At 37.3% G+C, this 19,470-nt stretch carries 18 protein-coding genes and 1 other annotated feature; of the genes, 13 read left to right on the top strand and 5 right to left on the bottom strand.

Annotated elements, in window-relative coordinates; all coding sequences use genetic code 11:
• Positions 1-14: 14 nt before the first annotated feature.
• The 12 genes from KP712_RS00600 to KP712_RS00545 all read left to right on the top strand — a co-directional run bounded on the left by KP712_RS00600 (position 15) and on the right by KP712_RS00545 (position 12,427).
• Positions 15-653, top strand: coding sequence for an NUDIX hydrolase (locus KP712_RS00600; RefSeq protein WP_215770442.1), 639 nt, complete (start codon positions 15-17; stop codon positions 651-653).
• A gap of 8 nt (positions 654-661) precedes the next feature.
• Positions 662-1,081, top strand: coding sequence for a DUF2251 domain-containing protein (locus KP712_RS00595; protein ID WP_005636440.1), 420 nt, complete (start codon positions 662-664; stop codon positions 1,079-1,081).
• A gap of 12 nt (positions 1,082-1,093) precedes the next feature.
• Positions 1,094-1,675 (top strand): hypothetical protein, encoded by a 582-nt coding sequence (locus tag KP712_RS00590; protein WP_215770441.1) that lies wholly within the window; start codon positions 1,094-1,096, stop codon positions 1,673-1,675.
• Entirely contained in the window at positions 1,676-2,857 is a 1,182-nt protein-coding gene (locus KP712_RS00585) for a glutathionylspermidine synthase family protein (RefSeq protein WP_215770440.1), read from the top strand.
• A 285-nt stretch (positions 2,858-3,142) separates the two neighbouring features.
• Complete coding sequence (gene focA / locus KP712_RS00580; protein ID WP_215770439.1) at positions 3,143-3,997, top strand: formate transporter FocA; 855 nt, start codon at positions 3,143-3,145, stop codon at positions 3,995-3,997.
• Between the two features lie 41 nt (positions 3,998-4,038).
• The gene (pflB, locus tag KP712_RS00575) at positions 4,039-6,351 is read left to right on the top strand and encodes a formate C-acetyltransferase (RefSeq protein WP_215770438.1); all 2,313 of its coding nucleotides are present in this window, start codon (positions 4,039-4,041) and stop codon (positions 6,349-6,351) included.
• Between the two features lie 80 nt (positions 6,352-6,431).
• Entirely contained in the window at positions 6,432-6,722 is a 291-nt protein-coding gene (locus KP712_RS00570; RefSeq protein ID WP_005636456.1) for a putative quinol monooxygenase, read from the top strand.
• Between the two features lie 236 nt (positions 6,723-6,958).
• Positions 6,959-8,080 carry a DNA cytosine methyltransferase gene (locus tag KP712_RS00565; RefSeq protein ID WP_118813492.1) on the top strand — a complete coding sequence of 374 codons (1,122 nt, stop codon included), beginning with the start codon at positions 6,959-6,961 and terminating at the stop codon, positions 8,078-8,080.
• Positions 8,080-9,135, top strand: coding sequence for a restriction endonuclease PLD domain-containing protein (locus tag KP712_RS00560; protein WP_140581341.1), 1,056 nt, complete (start codon positions 8,080-8,082; stop codon positions 9,133-9,135). The genes KP712_RS00565 and KP712_RS00560 overlap by 1 nt, the downstream gene beginning before the upstream one ends.
• Positions 9,136-11,022 (top strand): Z1 domain-containing protein, encoded by a 1,887-nt coding sequence (locus KP712_RS00555; protein ID WP_140581343.1) that lies wholly within the window; start codon positions 9,136-9,138, stop codon positions 11,020-11,022.
• 138 nt (positions 11,023-11,160) lie between these two features.
• The gene (pflA, locus tag KP712_RS00550; RefSeq protein ID WP_005647113.1) at positions 11,161-11,901 is read left to right on the top strand and encodes a pyruvate formate lyase 1-activating protein; all 741 of its coding nucleotides are present in this window, start codon (positions 11,161-11,163) and stop codon (positions 11,899-11,901) included.
• Between the two features lie 31 nt (positions 11,902-11,932).
• A complete protein-coding gene (locus KP712_RS00545; RefSeq protein WP_106013461.1) occupies positions 11,933-12,427 on the top strand; it encodes a surface-adhesin E family protein in 495 nt (164 codons plus the stop codon).
• A 47-nt stretch (positions 12,428-12,474) separates the two neighbouring features.
• Here the strand turns inward: KP712_RS00545 and KP712_RS00540 are convergent, their stop codons facing one another.
• The 4 genes from KP712_RS00540 to thrA form a co-directional block, all read right to left on the bottom strand.
• A complete protein-coding gene (locus tag KP712_RS00540) occupies positions 12,475-13,191 on the bottom strand; it encodes a DUF554 domain-containing protein (RefSeq protein WP_215770437.1) in 717 nt (238 codons plus the stop codon).
• Between the two features lie 87 nt (positions 13,192-13,278).
• Positions 13,279-14,553: a threonine synthase gene (gene thrC, locus KP712_RS00535; RefSeq protein WP_215770436.1), complete on the bottom strand. Its 1,275-nt coding sequence runs from the start codon at positions 14,551-14,553 to the stop codon at positions 13,279-13,281.
• Positions 14,554-14,596: 43 nt separating this feature from the next.
• The gene (gene thrB, locus KP712_RS00530; RefSeq protein WP_215770435.1) at positions 14,597-15,541 is read right to left on the bottom strand and encodes a homoserine kinase; all 945 of its coding nucleotides are present in this window, start codon (positions 15,539-15,541) and stop codon (positions 14,597-14,599) included.
• Positions 15,542-15,553: 12 nt separating this feature from the next.
• Positions 15,554-18,001: a bifunctional aspartate kinase/homoserine dehydrogenase I gene (gene thrA, locus KP712_RS00525; RefSeq protein ID WP_215770434.1), complete on the bottom strand. Its 2,448-nt coding sequence runs from the start codon at positions 17,999-18,001 to the stop codon at positions 15,554-15,556.
• A gap of 35 nt (positions 18,002-18,036) precedes the next feature.
• Positions 18,037-18,155, bottom strand: a sequence feature (Thr leader region).
• A gap of 170 nt (positions 18,156-18,325) precedes the next feature.
• On the opposite strand from thrA, the gene KP712_RS00520 reads away from it, so the two are divergent.
• A complete protein-coding gene (locus tag KP712_RS00520; protein ID WP_048954205.1) occupies positions 18,326-19,030 on the top strand; it encodes a YggS family pyridoxal phosphate-dependent enzyme in 705 nt (234 codons plus the stop codon).
• Positions 19,031-19,107: 77 nt separating this feature from the next.
• On the opposite strand, the gene KP712_RS00515 is transcribed toward KP712_RS00520, so the two are convergent.
• Entirely contained in the window at positions 19,108-19,464 is a 357-nt protein-coding gene (locus KP712_RS00515; protein ID WP_048954206.1) for a diacylglycerol kinase, read from the bottom strand.
• Positions 19,465-19,470 lie beyond the last annotated feature (6 nt).

The following is a 19,470-nucleotide window of genomic DNA, read 5'->3' as shown; positions in this document are numbered from 1 at the left end:
TTTAGGGAGTTTTTATGAATACTCAATCTAATTCATTGCTTACTGAACCTTGGTTATCTTGGGCGATTGAAATTCAAAGTATTGCACAAAGTGGCTTGGCTTATTGTAAAAATATTTATGATATAGAACGCTATGAGCGTCTTCGAGATTTAGCAGCTGAAATGATTAGCCATAAAATGGCAATACCAAAAGAAACGGTTAAAAATCTTTTTTGTAATGAGGATGGCTACCAAACTCCAAAAATAGATACTCGGGCAGCGATTTTTCAAGACAATAAAATTTTGTTAGTGCTAGAAAATGATGGACTTTGGTCATTGCCTGGCGGATGGGTTGATGTATTGGAGACACTTCATAGTAATACAGTAAAAGAGGTGTATGAGGAAGCAGGGCTTGATGTGAAGCCAACTTTTATTATTGCGATTCACGACCAACATAAGCATAACTATCCACCTTTGGCTCATCGTGTACAGAAGGCTTTTATTATGTGTGAAAGATTGTCAGGTGAATTTAAGAAGAACAGTGAAACGTTGGAGTCTGCTTATTTTTCCTTGGATAAACTTCCACCAATGAATGATGCAAAAAATACGAAAGCTCAAGTAGAGCTTTGTTTTCAAGCATATAATAGTCGCCATTGGATTACACAATTTGATTAGGAAAGATTATGTTACATTTAACTTTAGAGGATGAACTCTTTTTAGGAACGCCAAAGCAAGTGGGAACGCATTCTACGGTATTTGAGCATTTTGCTGTAATGTTTGAAGATGACGGTGAAACGGGCTATTTTTATGCACTTGATATGCGTCAAAATGCTCAACCGATAGTGGATATGTTGCATGTGTATAATGTTGATTCAACCTCTAATCATCATGAAGCGCGCAAACTTGAAATTTGTTGGGATGAAAGTGGTTATTTAGCATTGTTGCTTATTAATGGCTATCCACATGCCGTATTTGATTTTGCTCGTTTAGTCGGCTATAACAGCAATAAATATCCACAACCAGATTTAATGAGTATGTGGACTCGTGAAGAAATTACTAATAAACAGGCCGAGCAATGGCTAGGCGTGAAAACCATTCGATAAAAATTGAGAACAATGAAAAAGAAAAATCAGATTTTAGTTAGTTTATCTATTGTGGCCTTATTAGGAGGCTGTTCAGAAGAACAAGTACAACGTGATGTATATCAGTCTTTAGACGATTGTTTAGCGGATTGGAAAAAAATTGAGCTTTGTGAGGCAGATAAAAATACCGAGAGTACTCAGAAAACTGAAACCACACCACAGCAGGGGCTTGGTTTAAATATTCGTGATAATGGTGATGCAGAAAGTGCGGTAAAAAATCCAGCTGAAAATAATGTACAAGCAAATCAAAGCGAGAACAATGTCGAATCGACTGCAAAAGCTGAAAGTACCGATCCTTCTTTAGGGGCCGCGATTGCTGGTGGTGTTATGGGGTATATGGCGGCTCGTGCAATTAGTAGTTTCCTTGGCCCAAGTTATCATCCTGGAAATCGAGCGGTCACCACACCAACAGGGCAAGTTGTGCAACCGCAAACAAATCGTTCTGTTGGAAAACCAATGCTTGTGAAAGGAAATGCAGGAAGCATGAATAGCAAACCTGTATCTCGTGGTGGTTTTAGTAGCCCCAATAATACTAATCGTAGTAGTGGGGGCTAAATGAAACGTGTAACTGGGTTTCCTACTCGACCAGATATGGTACAACAGCTGCTTAATGTTGGGTTTGATTATTATAACTTGCCTTCCAGTGATGGATCTCATTATTGGTCTGATAATGTCGCCTATGAATTTACCTTAGCGGAAATTGATCGCATTGAGGATACAACTAATGAATTGCATTCAATGTGTTTAGATTTTGCGGCGGATGAAATTAAAAAAGGCGATTATGAAAATTATCGTTTTACGGAGTTGCAAAAACAGCTTATTGAAACCTCTTGGCGTAATCAAGATCCTTATTTATATGGACGCTTTGATTTTGGCTATGATGGCGACAACCTAAAAATGTTTGAATATAATGCCGATACTCCAACATCTTTGTTGGAGGCTGCGGTTGTTCAATGGCAGTGGTTGGAACAAATTGAGGGCTTGAAACATCGTGATCAATTTAACTGGATTCATGAAGAATTAATTAAACATTTCCAATTTTTGAAACAACAAAGTGGTAAAACAGATTTCCATTTGAGTGCCATGCAAGATGCAGGCCGTGAAGATTGGGGAAATGTGGATTATTTAGCTGATGTGGCTTATAACGTGGGTTGGAATATTCATCAATTAGCGGTGGAAGATATTGGCTATAACAGCGAAACAGAAAAATTTGTAGATTTAAATGATCAGCCTATTGAAATGTTATTTAAATTGTATCCGCTGGAATGGCTAAGCAACGCTGAGTTTGCTCGCCATATTACAACCGCTGAAACACGATTTATTGAGCCTGCGTGGAAAATGCTATTAAGTAATAAAGCGCTATTGGCAAAACTTTGGGCGCATTATCCTAATCATCCGAATTTATTGCCTGCTTATTTTACGCCCTTCGAATTACCAAAAGATTTATCAATGTGGGTGAAAAAACCATTGTTAGGTCGAGAAGGTGCCAATGTATTCTATTATGAGAAAAACAATGGCGTAGAATTTGCAGCGAAAGGAAGCGAACACTCTACGTTTTATGGTAATTCAGGTTATGTTTATCAACAAAAATTTGAATTACCGAGTTTTGATGGAATGTATCCCATTATCGGCTCTTGGGTTGTGGGTGATGTGGCTTGCGGTATGGGATTACGCGAAGATTTTACTGCAGTGACAGGGAATGATAGCCATTTTATACCTCATTATTTTGTACCTTAATGCGTCCTGATTATTGCTAAAATAACCAGAAAATTAACCGCACTTTTGTCTTTTTTGATAAAAGTGCGGTTATTTTTTCACCTAAAAACTATCACTAAAGAGTTATGGTTATTTTATCTGAAAAAATCTTGCAAAATATCAAATTTTGTTAGAATAAATCGTAGCATTTCTTTGAAATGAAAAATTAAAAGAGTAAAATGTCCCTGGTAGTAGAAGTATTTGAAGTTGTAAACATATTAGAAGTATTAAATTTTCATCAATTTTTTTAATATTTGGAGTTTGATTATGGCATCAGAAATTCAAAAACTGTCTTCTGTTGCGCTCACACCTGTTGAAGCAACGGATTGTGCAGAAAGTACAGCTACTTATAAAGCAAATAAACGTCCATTTTTATCGTTTATGTCTGGCATTAGTGCTGGAGCTTGTATTGCTTTAGCTTTTGTATTTTACACGACAACACAAGCTGCTAGTGCCGGAGCACCTTGGGGACTGACCAAATTAGTGGGTGGGTTAGTATTCTCATTAGGTGTGATTATGGTGGTGATATTAGGATCTGAATTATTCACCTCTTCTACTTTAACCTTAGTTGCCCGTATTGGTGGTAAGATAACCACAGCGCAAATGATCCGAAATTGGATTGTCGTATATTTAGGTAACTTTGTGGGCGGTTTATTTATTGCTGCAGTGATTTGGTTTGGGGGGCAAACCATGGCAGCAAATGGCCAATGGGGTTTAACAATTCTTGCAACCGCCCAACATAAAATTCATCACACGTGGTTTGAAGCATTTAATCTAGGTATTTTATGCAACATTATGGTATGTGTGGCGATTTGGATGTCTTATTCTGGTAAGACTGTTACAGACAAAGCTTTTATTATGATTATGCCGATTGGTTTGTTTGTTGCGTCAGGATTTGAACACTGTGTGGCTAATATGTTTATGATTCCGATGGGAATTATTACTGCACATTTTAGTACGCCTGAATTTTGGCAACAAATCGGCGTTGATCCGATGAAATACGCAGATTTAGATTTGTATCATTTCATTGTGAAGAATTTAATTCCCGTAACGTTGGGAAATATTGTCGGCGGGGCAATTTGCATGGGTGTATTCCAACGTTATTTAACCAAAACGCATTAAAGATTTATTTACTTATTTATTAATTAACAAAGGAAATGACTATGTCAGAACTTAATGAAGCGCAAAAATTAGCGTGGGCTAGTTTTACTGGTGGTGATTGGCAAGAAAATGTCAATGTACGTGACTTTATCCAAAAAAACTACACCCCATATGAAGGTGATGATTCTTTCTTAGCGGGTCCAACTGAAGCGACAACAAAACTTTGGGAGACCGTAATGGAAGGAATCAAAGTTGAAAACCGCACACATGCGCCATTAGATTTTGACGAGCATACGCCTTCAACAATTACTTCTCACGCACCAGGTTACATTAACAAAGACTTAGAAAAAATCGTTGGTCTTCAAACTGATGAGCCTTTAAAACGTGCCATTATGCCATTCGGTGGTATCAAAATGGTGGAAGGATCATGCAAAATTTACGGTCGTGAATTAGATCCTGAAGTGAAAAAAATCTTCACTGAATATCGTAAAACCCACAACCAAGGTGTATTCGATGTTTATACGCCAGACATTTTACGTTGCCGTAAATCAGGTGTATTAACCGGTCTTCCTGATGCTTATGGTCGTGGCCGTATCATCGGTGACTACCGTCGTGTAGCACTTTATGGTGTTGACTTCTTAATGAAAGATAAATACGCACAATTCACTTCTTTACAAAAAGACTTAGAAGAGGGCGTAAATCTAGAAGCAACTATCCGTTTACGTGAAGAAATCGCAGAACAACACCGTGCATTAGGCCAATTAAAACAAATGGCTGCAAGCTATGGTTATGATATTTCTAACCCAGCGACTAATGCTCAAGAAGCCATTCAATGGATGTACTTTGCTTATCTTGCTGCAATCAAATCACAAAATGGTGCGGCAATGTCATTCGGTCGCACTGCAACCTTTATCGATATCTATATCGAACGTGATTTACAAGCAGGTAAAATTACTGAAACTGAAGCGCAAGAATTAGTTGACCACTTAGTAATGAAACTCCGTATGGTTCGTTTCTTACGTACACCTGAATACGATCAATTATTCTCGGGTGACCCAATGTGGGCAACGGAAACTATCGCAGGTATGGGGTTAGACGGTCGTACATTAGTAACCAAAAATACATTCCGTATTTTACACACTCTTTACAACATGGGTACTTCTCCAGAACCAAACTTAACTATCCTTTGGTCTGAACAATTACCTGAAAACTTCAAACGTTTCTGTGCAAAAGTATCGATTGATACATCATCAGTTCAATATGAAAACGATGATTTAATGCGTCCAGACTTCAACAATGATGACTATGCAATCGCATGTTGTGTATCACCAATGGTTGTGGGTAAACAAATGCAATTCTTCGGTGCGCGTGCAAACTTAGCGAAAACATTGTTATACGCAATCAACGGCGGTATCGATGAAAAATTAGGTATGCAAGTAGGTCCGAAAACTGCACCAATTACTGATGAAGTATTAGATTTCGATACAGTAATGACTCGTATGGATAGCTTTATGGATTGGTTGGCAAAACAATATGTGACTGCCTTAAACGTAATCCACTATATGCACGATAAATATTCATACGAAGCAGCATTAATGGCATTACATGATCGTGATGTATATCGTACTATGGCTTGTGGTATTGCCGGTCTTTCTGTTGCGGCTGACTCACTTTCAGCAATCAAATATGCGAAAGTTAAACCAGTTCGTGGTGACATCAAAGATAAAGATGGCAATGTTGTTGCAAGTAACGTAGCAATCGACTTTGAAATCGAAGGTGAATATCCACAATATGGTAACAACGATAACCGTGTTGATGACATCGCTTGTGACTTAGTTGAACGTTTCATGAAGAAAATTCAAAAACTTAAAACTTACCGCAATGCAGTGCCTACACAATCTGTATTAACCATTACTTCTAACGTGGTTTATGGTAAGAAAACTGGTAACACCCCAGATGGTCGTCGTGCTGGTGCGCCATTCGGACCAGGTGCAAACCCAATGCACGGTCGTGACCAAAAAGGTGCGGTAGCATCATTAACTTCAGTAGCTAAACTTCCATTTGCTTACGCGAAAGATGGTATTTCTTATACCTTCTCAATCGTACCAAATGCGTTAGGTAAAGATGCCGAAGCACAACGCCGTAATCTTGCTGGCTTAATGGATGGTTACTTCCACCACGAAGCAACAGTTGAAGGTGGTCAACACTTAAATGTGAATGTGTTAAACCGTGAAATGTTGTTAGACGCAATGGAAAATCCGGATAAATATCCACAATTGACTATCCGTGTATCTGGTTACGCAGTACGTTTCAACTCTTTAACTAAAGAGCAACAACAAGACGTCGTAACTCGTACATTTACTGAGTCTTTCTAAGTAAATAAAATTATGTTTTAATATAAACCACTCACAGAATAGTTTTGTGAGTGGTTTATTTTTATATAGGAGAGCAAATTATGCTAACAGTTATTGCCCAATTTTCAGTAAAAGCGGACAAAATTAATGATTTTCTAACTCAATGCCAAGAATTAATTAAGCATACTCGTCAAGAAACAGGATGCGTATCTTATGAATTACAACAAAATAGCGAGCAGGCTAATCATTATGTTTTTATTGAGCAATGGAAAAGCAAAGCCGATTTAGAACAACATTTTGCAACGCCACACTTTACCTCAATTGTACCTGTATTGGTCGAGTATTGTGAACAAGCGCCAGTGGTGCAAACTTTTCAAAAAGTCAGCGAATAATGACCGCACTTTGATAAATATATTTTAATTATGAGCCTGATTTAAATCAGGCTCATTTTTTATTTTAGTATAAAATAAATATTAAGAAAGCTATAATCTAGCCAAATCTATATAGGAAATTTTAAATATGAACTTTACTTTCAGTCAGGAAAAAATTGTGTTACAAGCCGAGAGCTATTTTTCTTTAAAATCTATTCAAGGATTTTTATCAAATTTATGCATAGGAGTTAAATCCTATGCCATCTAAAAAAATCTCAAATTTTAATTTTTCTAACAATAATCCCAAAATTCTATCTCTATTTTCCGGCTGTGGTGGTTTGGATTTGGGTTTCCATCAAGCTGGTTATGAAACTGTTTGGGCGAACGATTTTTCCCATTGGGCTTGCGAAAGTTTCCGTAAAAATATTGGCGATGTCATCGTAGAAGGCGATATTGAACAAATTGATCCCAATGATCCTTCTATTCCTGACTGCGATATCATTTTAGGCGGTTTTCCTTGCCAAGACTTTTCCATGATTTGGAAACAGCCTGGCTTAGAAGGTGAACGTGGCAATCTTTATAAAAGCTTTTTACGTTTTGTAAATGCAAAAAAACCGAAAGTTTTTGTTGCTGAGAATGTGAAAGGTTTGTTGACTGCTAACAAGAAAAAAGCCATCCAACAAATTATTACCGATTTTGAGAATTGTGGTTATTACGTTCAGGCGAAGTTGTATAACTTTGCAGAATTTGGCGTGCCTCAATTTCGTGAACGTGTTCTGATTGTTGGAGTAAGGCTAGATACTGGGTTTGATTTTCACCATCCGAAACCAACGCACAATGAGACTGGTGAAAATGGTTTAAAACCATATGTAACTGCTGGTCAAGCGATATCTAATATTCCACAAAATGCCAGTAATAATGAATTGCTGAAAATCAGTAATAAAACACGAAGTATGTTGGAATTAATTCCTGAAGGCGGTAATTTTACCGATATTCCCAAAGATCATCCTTTGTATGTAAAAGGTATGATTAGTCATGTCTATCGTCGGATGCACCGGGATGAGCCGTCAAAAACAATTATTGCAGCAGGTGGTGGTGGCACTTGGGGTTACCATTTTCCTGAACCGCGTGCCTTTACTAACCGTGAACGAGCAAGGTTGCAAAGCTTTCCCGATGATTTTGAATTTGTCGGCTCAACAACCGAAGTACGCCGTCAAATTGGTAATGCTGTCCCACCTCAAGGAGTGGTTGAACTGGCAAAAACTATTTTGCCAATTTTTTCAGACAACTACGAAAAAATAGATTTACATGAGAAATTGGTCGCAGAAAAAGAAATTTTATTTCATGACCGACTAAGCAAAATTCGCGGAGGGAAATAATGAATACAGTTTTTTCTAATTTTCATCCTGCCCAAATAACACAGAAAAAACTCAATGATGTTTGGATGGATTTATTTTTAGGTGCTGATGAAGTTTTAATGGCGACAGGTTATGTATCCAATGATGCAGTTATTGAATTACAACGTATTTTGGAACAAAAGACGAGTATCAGAACAGTAGAATTATTGGTCGGAATGCACTATTTGGAGGGATTTTCTCAACCACAATACCGTAGTTTGTGCAGATTGAATGCTTTTTTACAAGCTGAGAAACGGGGGCAAGTATATGTTTCGCCATTTGTTAAATTTCACGGAAAAATGTACTCATTCAAGCATCAAGAACAAATTAATGGCCTGATTGGTTCTGCAAATTTAACGTGTTTTTGGGATAACACCGAACGCACTTACGAAACAATGGTGCATTTGGATGATTTTCAGATGGCATCTGATTTACATTTAGGTATCCGACAAACTATCAAGTTTTTAGGGAAACCTATTAATCAGGCAAGTGAACCGACTATTTTTGCACCGCACAATGTTTATTTGGAAAATTGTATTGGTGTGGAGAAAATTGATGCAAATAAAGTTTCTGAACTTTTCAGACAAACAGCGCAATATCATTTTTTAATCCCTGCAAAAACAGAGCCAAAAAGTAATTTAAATTGTTTTTTTGGCAAAGGAAAAAATCCTAAGAAACCATGGCAACTTCGTTCTTGGTATGAAGTTGAATTAATTGTCCCTATCCAAATCGTCCGTCAAAAGGGCTACCCAACAAATAGAACAGTAAAGATTATTACTGATGACGGTTGGTCTTTTTCTTGCTATTCCAGTTCGAAAAATAAAGGTAACCAATTATCTACGGAGAATCTACGTTCAGAAGACGATCTAAAAACGTTAGGTAAATGGATAAAAGGGCGTTTGGAAATTTCGGGTTGCCTAAAGCCAGGCGAACCTGTTACATCCGAAACCCTACACAAATATGGAAATGATCATCTTGAATTCCGCTCAACCGACGATCCCGATATTTGGTTACTTTCATTTAAGGGGAAAAACTAGATGCTGCAAACCTACTTGAACCAATTAAATCCACCTGAATTGGCGGTTTCTGTTAAAAATACTGTTGACGGTTTTATGGAAAAATTATCGCAAACCGAACCTAAAACCGCTCAAAATGTTTTATTGCTGGGCAATGTGCAAAGTGGCAAAACTGCCCAAGTGTTGGGCATATTGAGTGCCTTGGCGGATCGTGATTTCAAACTCTTTATTTATTTGACGACCGATAGCGTAGATTTGCAGCAGCAAACATTAAAACGTGCAGAAAAATCGTTGGATAAATTTATTATCTTATCAGAGAACGACGACAGTAGTTTTATGCAGGTAATGAAGGCAAATAATCCCATCTTGGTCGTGATTAAAAAGAATGCCCGTGTATTGAGACGTTGGCGCAATCTGTTTGCAAGTCAAAATAACCTGAAAGGCTATCCTTTGGTCATTGTGGATGATGAAGCAGACGCAGCTAGCTTAAATACCAATGCAGATAAGCACGATAAAGATGCTAGCACCATCAATAAACTATTAAATGACATCAAAAATTCCTGCTGTCAAAGCCTGTTTATCCAGTTGACTGCCACACCTCAATCGCTTTTGTTGCAACACGAAGCATCCGATTGGCAACCTGAATTTATCCACTTCTTTGAAGCAGGCGAAAAATACATCGGTGGCAACTTTGTCTTTTCTGATCCACCTAGCTATATCGTTCGTTTTATTGATAGTGAATTGGATGATATGAAAGACGAGAGTGGTGAAATTGCCGAAGGGGCAAAACAGGCATTGCTTAGTTTTCTAATAACCTGTGCAGAATTCGCGCTATGTGATAAAACTAACTGTAATTTTGCACTGCATCCAAGCTATAAAATTCAAGATCATCAAGCCTTTTCAAAAAAAATCCAAGCCTTTTTAAATGACTTAGTGCAAGCAGTCAATAATGGGGAAGATCTTGCAGGTGGCTTTAAAGAAAGTTATTTGGATTTGCAAAAGACTAAGCCTGATATTCATCACTTTGATGAAATATACGAAAAATTGACCGCACTTTTGGAGAATAAACAAATCTCTACTCTTGTCATTAATTCGCAGACAGAAGCAAATTTTGACTTGGAAAAAGGTTTCAACATCATTATTGGTGGTAATGTGATTGGTCGTGGTTTGACTATTCCAAAACTGCAAACAGTTTATTACAGTCGTACGGCTAAAAAACCGAATGCAGATACTTTCTGGCAGCATTCGCGCATTTTTGGATATGACCGAGATAAATCATTGTTACGGCTTTATATTCCGTCTGATGTCTATCATTTCTTTGTTCAACTCAATCAGGCAAACAATCTGATTATTGAGCAGGCAAAAAAATCAGATGGTAATATTCAGGTTATTTACCCGAAAAACATCAATCCGACCAGAAAGAATGTATTAAAGGCTGATAGTATCAATCAAATGGTTGGTGGTGTAAATTACTTTCCACTTTGTCCGAATGAGAATAACTTGTTGGCTATAAACGGTATTCTTTCATCTGTTTTGATAGATAAGGTGCAATCTGATTTTTATCAAATAAACATAGAAGATCTATTCTTGATTTTAGATAAGCTTGGTAATTATGTACCAGATGACTGGGATAAGGAAAAATTTATTGCCGGCATAGAAGCATTAAAAACGCAACGTCCAACTTTCAAAATCTATGTTTTGGTTAAAACAGGACGTAATCTTTCTCGAGCAACAGGCACAATGCTTTCTCCAGACGATCGAAAATTAGGAGAAAAATACCCCAATGATTTATTCCTTACACTTTATCAAGTTGTAGGAAATAAAGATAAAGGTTGGCTGGGTAAAGATTTTTGGTTACCTAATATTAAATTACCACATAAGGGATTGGTTTATTGGGGGGTAAAATAACAGCTCTAAACTCATCAACTAAAATAATCTAAGTAAGATGATTATTTTTAATTATTAGCCTGATTTAAATCAGGCTCATTTTTTATAAACTAAATATTTGGTAAAATTTAGCTATATATAATTTTAGGAAATTTATGTATGTCAGTTCTTGGACGAATTCACTCTTTTGAATCCTGTGGCACTGTAGATGGGCCAGGTATTCGTTTTATTTTATTTATGCAAGGCTGCTTGATGCGCTGCAAATATTGCCACAATCGTGATACTTGGGATCTTGAAGGTGGCAAAGAAATCAGTGTCGAAGATTTAATGAAAGAAGTGGTGACTTATCGCCATTTTATGAATGCCACTGGAGGTGGCGTCACCGCATCTGGCGGTGAGGCTGTGTTACAAGCAGAGTTTGTGCGTGATTGGTTCCGTGCTTGTAAAGCAGAAGGGATTAATACTTGCTTAGATACAAATGGTTTTGTACGTCATTATGATCATATTATCGATGAATTATTAGATGTAACAGATCTTGTTTTACTTGATTTAAAAGAGCTTAATGATCAAGTTCATCAAAATCTTATTGGGGTACCAAATAAACGTACCCTTGAATTTGCAAAATATTTGCAAAAACGTCATCAACGTACATGGATTCGTTATGTTGTGGTTCCTGGTTATACTGATAGCGATCACGATGTGCATTTATTAGGTCAGTTTATTGAAGGTATGACCAATATTGAAAAAGTTGAACTTCTTCCTTATCATCGATTAGGTGCGCATAAATGGAAAACCCTTGGGTTAGATTATGAGCTTGAAGATGTATTACCGCCAACCAAAGAATCGTTAGAGCATATTAAAACAATCCTAGAAGGTTATGGGCACACTGTAAAATTCTAGAGTTGATATCAGCTAACATAAGGAGTGAATAATGAAAAAACTGATTTTAATATTATCATTTGGGTTACTTAGTGCTTGTTCTATTCATCCTAAACAAAATCCAATACAACAAGATGTAAAACTCGCAACACCAACAGAAATTAGAAATGGCTATGTTCGTCTAGTGAAAGATATAAATTACTATATCGATACTAGTTCAATTTGGGTTGATAATGAAGAACCTCAAATTGTCCATTTTGATGCAGTGATTAACTTAGATAAAGGTTTATTTGTTTATCCAGAAACTAAACGTTATGCACGTTCCGTTCGACAATATAAAATATTAAATTGCCAAAACTATCACTTAACCCAAGTCCGTACTGACTTCTACGATGAATTTTGGGGCGAAGGCGTACGTGCAGCTCCTAAAAAGCAAAAAAAACATACTTTACGCCTAATGCCTGATACTACACTTTATAATGCCGCACAAATTATTTGTGTAAATTATGGTAGAGAAATATCTGAAATAAAATCAACTAAAAAATAGAAATAAAAAATAGCTATAAATAAATTTATAGCTATTTTTCTTTTCTATTAAAAAAAACTTTGCCAAAAATGAGAAATCGGCATTACTAAAAAAAGTGCCGGTAGCATATTTGCTACGTGGAACATTTGAATATTGCAAATTCGAAAACCTGTAGCAATCATCAACACTCCACCTACAGCGCCAAAATCAGCACGCATTTCAGGTGTGACAAAAGGGATAATAAATACTGCTGAATATGCCAAAATAGATTGTAATAAGGTTTGTGGGATAAAAATTGTTGTCACCGCATAACCTAATGTTGTTGCAAAAATCATTGCAGTAAAAAAGTCCAAGAAAGATTTTACGATTAAGATGCTTGGGTCCCCTGTCATGCCTTCATTCATTGCACCAAAGATTCCAGTTCCACTAAAAGAAGCAAGAATCACAAGAGCCACAAATTTTCCTAAAAATTCATCATGACTAATCCCTTTAGGGGCAGAAGGAAATACCCGTTCTACTAGACTTTTAGCATAGCTAGCCAATTTATTAATACCATTTTCAAGCAAGATGATTTCACCAATAATTGTTCCAATCAGTATAGATAAAACCATTGCTGGCATACTTTCTACTTTAGAAAGCATTACTATTCCCATACACATTGAACACAAACCAAAAATTAATGTTAAATTAATTCGTAATCGTTCTGGTAATTTTCCACCAATCATTGCACCGATTAATGCGCCAGTAATAATTGCTGCCGCATTAATATAAGGCCCCACTATCATTATACTTCCCCTATTTTTCAAAAATAAAATAGCGCTTAAATATCAAGCGCTATCTTTAATATCTCGATTAAAATTTACCGCACTTTATTACTTCAATAAGTAAGCTCGTAGTTGTGCAAAATCATTATCCATTTCATCAGAAAGCAATGGTAGCTGATTATGTTTATCCAGTGCTTCAGGTAATGAAAGCTGAATACCAAGAATACGTTCTACGGATTCTTTAAATTTCGCAGGATGCGCCGTACACAGGAAGATTCCTGTTTCACCCGCTTTAAGTTGATCTTTCAGCACCTGGTAAGCTATCGCACCATGAGGTTCACATAAATAACCTTTTGCCTGCATCGCTTTTAAGGTATCTTCTGTTTCGCTATCACTTAGCATACCTGAACCTAAATCAGTTAAATTCCAACCATTTCGTTTAAACAATTCTTCCACTCTCGGCCAATTATTTGGACGACTTACATCCATTGCATTAGAAAGGGTTGCAATTGTCGTTTTAGGATCCCAATTTCCCGATTTCAAATAACGTGGCACCGTATCATTTGCGTTTGTTGAGGCGACAAAGCGTTTTATTGGCAAGCCTAAGGTTTTTGCAATTAACCCCGCAGTTAAGTTACCAAAATTACCACTTGGCACAGAAACCACAACATTATCACGTTTTTCTTTTGGCAATTGTGCGACAGCCTCAAAGTAATAACAAACTTGAGCTAATAAGCGGCTAATATTAATAGAATTTGCAGAGTTAAGTCCGATAACTTGGCGCAATTCAACATCATCAAAGGCTTGCTTAACCAAAGCCTGACATGCATCGAAATCACCATTAATCGCAACAGTACGAATATTCCCACCTAAAGTACAGAATAGCTTTTCTTGTAATGGGCTGATTTTGCCTTTTGGATAAAGGATAACTACATTAATATTTTCTAATCCATAAAACGCATGTGCTACAGCAGCTCCAGTATCGCCAGACGTTGCCGTTAAAATAGTGATTTTTCCATCACCACGAACTGCTGCAAGTGCCTGTGCCATAAAACGCCCACCAAAGTCTTTAAATGCTAATGTGGGACCATGAAATAATTCAAGTGCATAAATATTGTCTTCCACTTTTTCTAACGGTGCAGGAAAAGTAAATGCATTTTTCACCATCGCATCTAACGTTGCTTTCGGTAATTCTTTACCAATTAATGCACCTAGAATTTTTTGGCTACGTTCAATAAGAGGTAATTCAAGTAATTCATCAATGTTATTAAGTTGAGGAATAACTTCAGGAAAGAATAAACCTTGATCCCGACCAAGTCCTTGACGAACAGCCTGAGAAAAAGTGACTTGTTCTTCGGGATGTTTGATATTGTATAAATTCATATTTAATCCGTTTTTAATTTAATTTTATCTATTTTAATTATACTTATTTAATTTCTCTTGCGCCTTCATTATCGACCTTACATACATGCACAAAACCTTCATTATTTTGTAAATAATGATTCTCTAAATAAGTTGAAAGTTTAATTGCAGTTTGTAAATCTGGTGCAATAGAGAAAATAGTTGGCCCTGAGCCTGAAATACCAGTGGCAAGTGCACCTAAGTCTCTCGTAGCTTGTTTTACTTCAGCGAAATTAGGTAGCAGAGATTCACGATAAGGCTCGGCAATGACATCTTTCATCATAATCGCAGCAAGGTTTTCCTGATGGGTATGGCAAGCATGTACAAAGCCCCCCAAATGACGACCATGGGTAATCACATCTTGTCGAGTATAGCTTTTTGGTAAAATTGCACGCGCTTCAGCAGTAGAAACTTCAATTCCTGGATACGCCAACACCCAATACCAATTATCAAAAAATGGAAGCTTTTGACAAATATTGCCGAGCGATTGCACCATAAATTGCACACCGCCAAGATAGCAAGGTGCAACATTATCATAATGGATTGAACCAGAAATACGACCTTCCAATTCTCCCATCATTTCAAGCAACTCCATTTTCGAAAAAGGGCCATCATGAAACTGATTTAATGCCACTAATGCAGCAACAATAGAACAAGCACTAGAGCCTAAACCAGAGCCAATAGGCATATTTTTTTCGAGCGTTAAACGCAAAGGCTTCAGATTTCCTCCGCGTAATTTTAATTGCTCGCTAAATAGCACATAAGCTTGGTAAACAATATTTTTTTGTGGTTCTTTCGGTAATTTACGAACAAAATAGCCCGCACTTTCTAACTCAAAACCACTTGAAATAGATTCTATTTGAACCACATCACCTAACAATGAACCATCAATAGGAGAAATCGCAGCACCTAAAGTATCGAAACCTACGCTAATATTCGCGCTAGATGCAGGGGCGTAAATTCTTAACATTGGGAATCCTTATTAATGTTGTAATGTTCTTAAAATATCTGCAAAGATACCTGCCGCAGTAACTGCATTGCCTGCGCCATAACCACGTAATAAAAGTGGGATAGGTTGGTAATAACGAGTATAAAATGCCAAAGCATTTTCACCATCTTTCACTTTATAAAGTGGATTATTTTGATCGACTGCAACAATGGATACTTTACATTTACCTTCACAAATTTTCCCAACATAGCGCAATACTTTACCTTCAGCTTTAGCGGTGGAAACACGAGCTTTAAACTCTTCATCAAGCTGTGGCAACATTGCCATAAATTCATCTGCAGATTTTCCTTCAGAGAAGCCTTTCGGCAATACGCCTTCAACTTCAACATCTGAAAGTTCAAGCTCAATTCCAGCTTCACGAGCAAGAATTAATAATTTGCGCGCGACATCTTGTCCAGAAAGGTCATCACGGGGATCTGGCTCAGTAAAGCCTTTTTCTCGGGCAAGTGCGGTGACTTCTGAAAGAGAAAGTCCTTCCTCCAATTTACCAAAAATAAAGGAAAGGGAGCCAGATAAAATGCCTTCAAAATATTCAAGTTCATCACCCGCAGCAAGTAAGTTTTGAAGATTTTCAATAACTGGTAAACCTGCTCCCACATTCGTTTCATATAAGAATTTATGTTGGCTTGCTTGAGCGTTTTGGCGTAACTCATTGTAATAAGCTAATTCTCGTGTATTCGCTTTTTTATTTGGCGTGACCACATGGAAACCTTCTTTTAATGCACGAGCATAAAGCCCCGCTACAGATTCGGCTGAGGTACAATCTACAAATACTGGATTCACCACATGATGTAATTTAATGAAAGAAAGCAATACATCAAAATCTGATGGCTGAGTCGCATTTTCTAAATCAGTTTTCCAATCGTCTAAACATAATCCATTTTCATCGAGCAACATGCGGTTGGAGTTCGCAATAGCACAAACTCGAATTTCAACATTCTTCTTTGCTAGATACTCCTTTTGACGCTTTACCTGCTCAATTAATTCTCCACCGACTCCTCCAACGCCCACTAAAAACATATCCACGACTTTTTTATTATTGAAAAGAGCCTGATGGGTAGCTTTCACCGCTTCAATCGCTTTATTTTGCGGCACAACCGCAGAAATTGAACGTTCACTAGAACCTTGAGCAATCGCCACAATGCTAATATTTGCCTGTGCTAACGCAGAGAAGAAACGAGCAGCAATGCCTTTCGCTTGCTTCATTCCATCGCCCACAACAGAAATAATGGATAAATCTTTAATCACTTCAATTGATTCTAATTGATGTTCATTTAATTCATTAGCAAACTCAGTTTCTAGTACGGTTTTCGCTACTTCTGCAGATTTCACAGGCACACAGAAACTAATACTATATTCAGACGAAGACTGAGTAATTAAAATGACTGAAATGCCTGCGCCTGACATGGCTGAAAAGACACGAGATGCCATGCCTACCATGCCTTGCATACCATGGCCTGACACATTAAACATCGCCAAATTATCTAAGTTAGTAATACCTTTGACTTGTAAACCTTCTGATTTCACATTGCCATCAATAATCGAACCTGGCGCAGAAGGATTTCCTGTATTTTTAATGACACAAGGAATATTTTGTGGCAACAATGGGCCAATCGTACGAGGATGAATCACTTTCGCACCAAAATAAGAAAGTTCCATTGCTTCACGATAAGAAAGAGTTGGTAATAAACGTGCATCAGGTACTAAACGCGGATCGCAAGTATAAACCCCATCCACATCAGTCCAAATTTCGCATACGCTTGCGCCTAAACAAGCTGCTAAACAGGCTGCAGAATAATCTGAGCCATTACGACCGAGCAGCACCAACTCACCTTTTTCATTACCCGCAGTAAAGCCCGCCATCAGCACCACTTTATCTTTTGCAATACTTGCTGCATCAACACGTTTTGTTGATTCTTCAATTTCAACAGAAGATTCGAGATAACCGCCTTTTGCCAATAATTGTTTGACTGGATCCACAATATGTACGCTATAGCCACGCGCTTCAAACCAAGCTTTCATCATTGCGATAGAAAGCTTTTCACCACGACAATCAATCGTCGCTTTAACTGCATCTTCTACTTTTCCTGCATTACGAATTTCTTCTAATAATCCTTTAATTTGAGCAAATTCAGCATCAATAAGCGCTTTGGTGCCATTTAAGTCGAATTGATTATTTTCGGCATGTAAGCCATTGATGATGTTATAGAAAATTTCGATTGCTTCGTTGAAATGCGTATCGGTTGGTTGATTTAATGCAGCTTTTTCAGAAAGGGCGACGAGATGATTAGTTATTTTGGCTGGTGCTGATAAAACACCTGCTGCCTGCTCTTCTAAATGAGCTTGCTCGATCAATTTCGCTGCTTGGGAAAAACGTTCCGGATTTGCAAGCGAAGTGCCGCCAAATTTAAGTACGCGCATGATTGGTTCTCCTAGAGATATTGTGTTTTTAAATTTATAAAAAAACCCGCTATTCAGTTGAATCGCGGGTTTTCTGTATCCTGTTTTTTGGTGCACTAACCCGCGCCATTAATCATAGTAATGGTCATCATAATAGTGGTAATCGTGCTAATGATTACGGATAAAGTGCGGTTATTTTTCATTGTGTTTTATCTTGAAAAATGAATACGTAAAGAAATACCGAAATTTCCCGAGCTTGTCAAACAGAAAGTAACAAATTTTTCAGAAATTTTCTCAGTAAATAAATTTCGTGTAAACTAACCGCACTTTTATAAAGGAGAACCTATGGATATCCAGCATAATCTCAACCTAATTCATCAAAAAATTAAAACAGCTTGCGAAGAAGCAAGACGCGATCAAAATACTGTTAAATTACTTGCCGTATCTAAGACCAAACCTATTTCCGCCATTATTTCGGCTTATCAAGCTGGACAAACGGCTTTTGGGGAAAATTATGTGCAAGAAGGTGTAGAAAAGATCCAATATTTTGAATCTCAAGGTATTAACCTTGAATGGCATTTTATCGGTCCATTACAATCGAATAAAACACGTCTCGTTGCAGAACATTTTGATTGGATGCAAACACTTGATAGAGCAAAAATTGCAGATCGTTTAAATGAACAACGACCGACGAATAAGGCACCGTTGAATGTCTTAATTCAGGTTAATATCAGCGATGAAGAAAGTAAATCTGGTATTCAACCAGAAGAAATGCTAACACTGGCAAAACACATCGAAAATTTACTGCACTTACGCTTACGTGGCTTAATGGCTATACCCGCGCCAACTGATAAAATCGCTGAACAAGAAGCCGTGTTCAGAAAAATGTCCGATCTATTTGAACAACTAAAACAGGCCTTACCCAATCAACAAATTGATACCCTTTCTATGGGAATGACCGATGATATGCCGAGCGCAATTAAACGTGGCTCAACAATGGTAAGAATTGGTACCGCTATTTTTGGCTCAAGAAATTATACCCAAAAGTAAAATGAATAATTAAAAACGGCTTATGTTTCCATAAGCCGTCCCCAAAATATACTGTACCTTAAAAAATATTCCGTATATTAGAAAAATAGGATTCCCCCCCAAACAACAGCAACAATACAAAGGGCAATAAATACCGATGCAGAACCTTGATCTTTCGCACGCCCTGAAAGCTCGTGGCGTTCTGTACCAATGCGATCGACAACAGCCTCCACCGAACTGTTTAAAAGTTCCAACGCCATCACAAGCAAAACAGAAGAGAGCATCAAGATAATTTCAATTTTTGTTTCGCCTAAAAAGAAAGCAAGAGGAATTAAAATGCAGGCTAAAAAACATTCGTGGCGAAAAGCCGTTTCATTTTTAAACGCACTTTTTAAGCCTTGTAATGAATATTTAGTGGAATTGATTAAATGGGCTAGCCCCGTCGTTTTATACATAAATTT

It is taken from the genome of Haemophilus sp. SZY H68, from assembly GCF_018829685.1.
Lineage (GTDB): Bacteria > Pseudomonadota > Gammaproteobacteria > Enterobacterales > Pasteurellaceae > Haemophilus > Haemophilus haemolyticus_K.
This window is presented reverse-complemented; position numbering and strand designations above follow the sequence as displayed.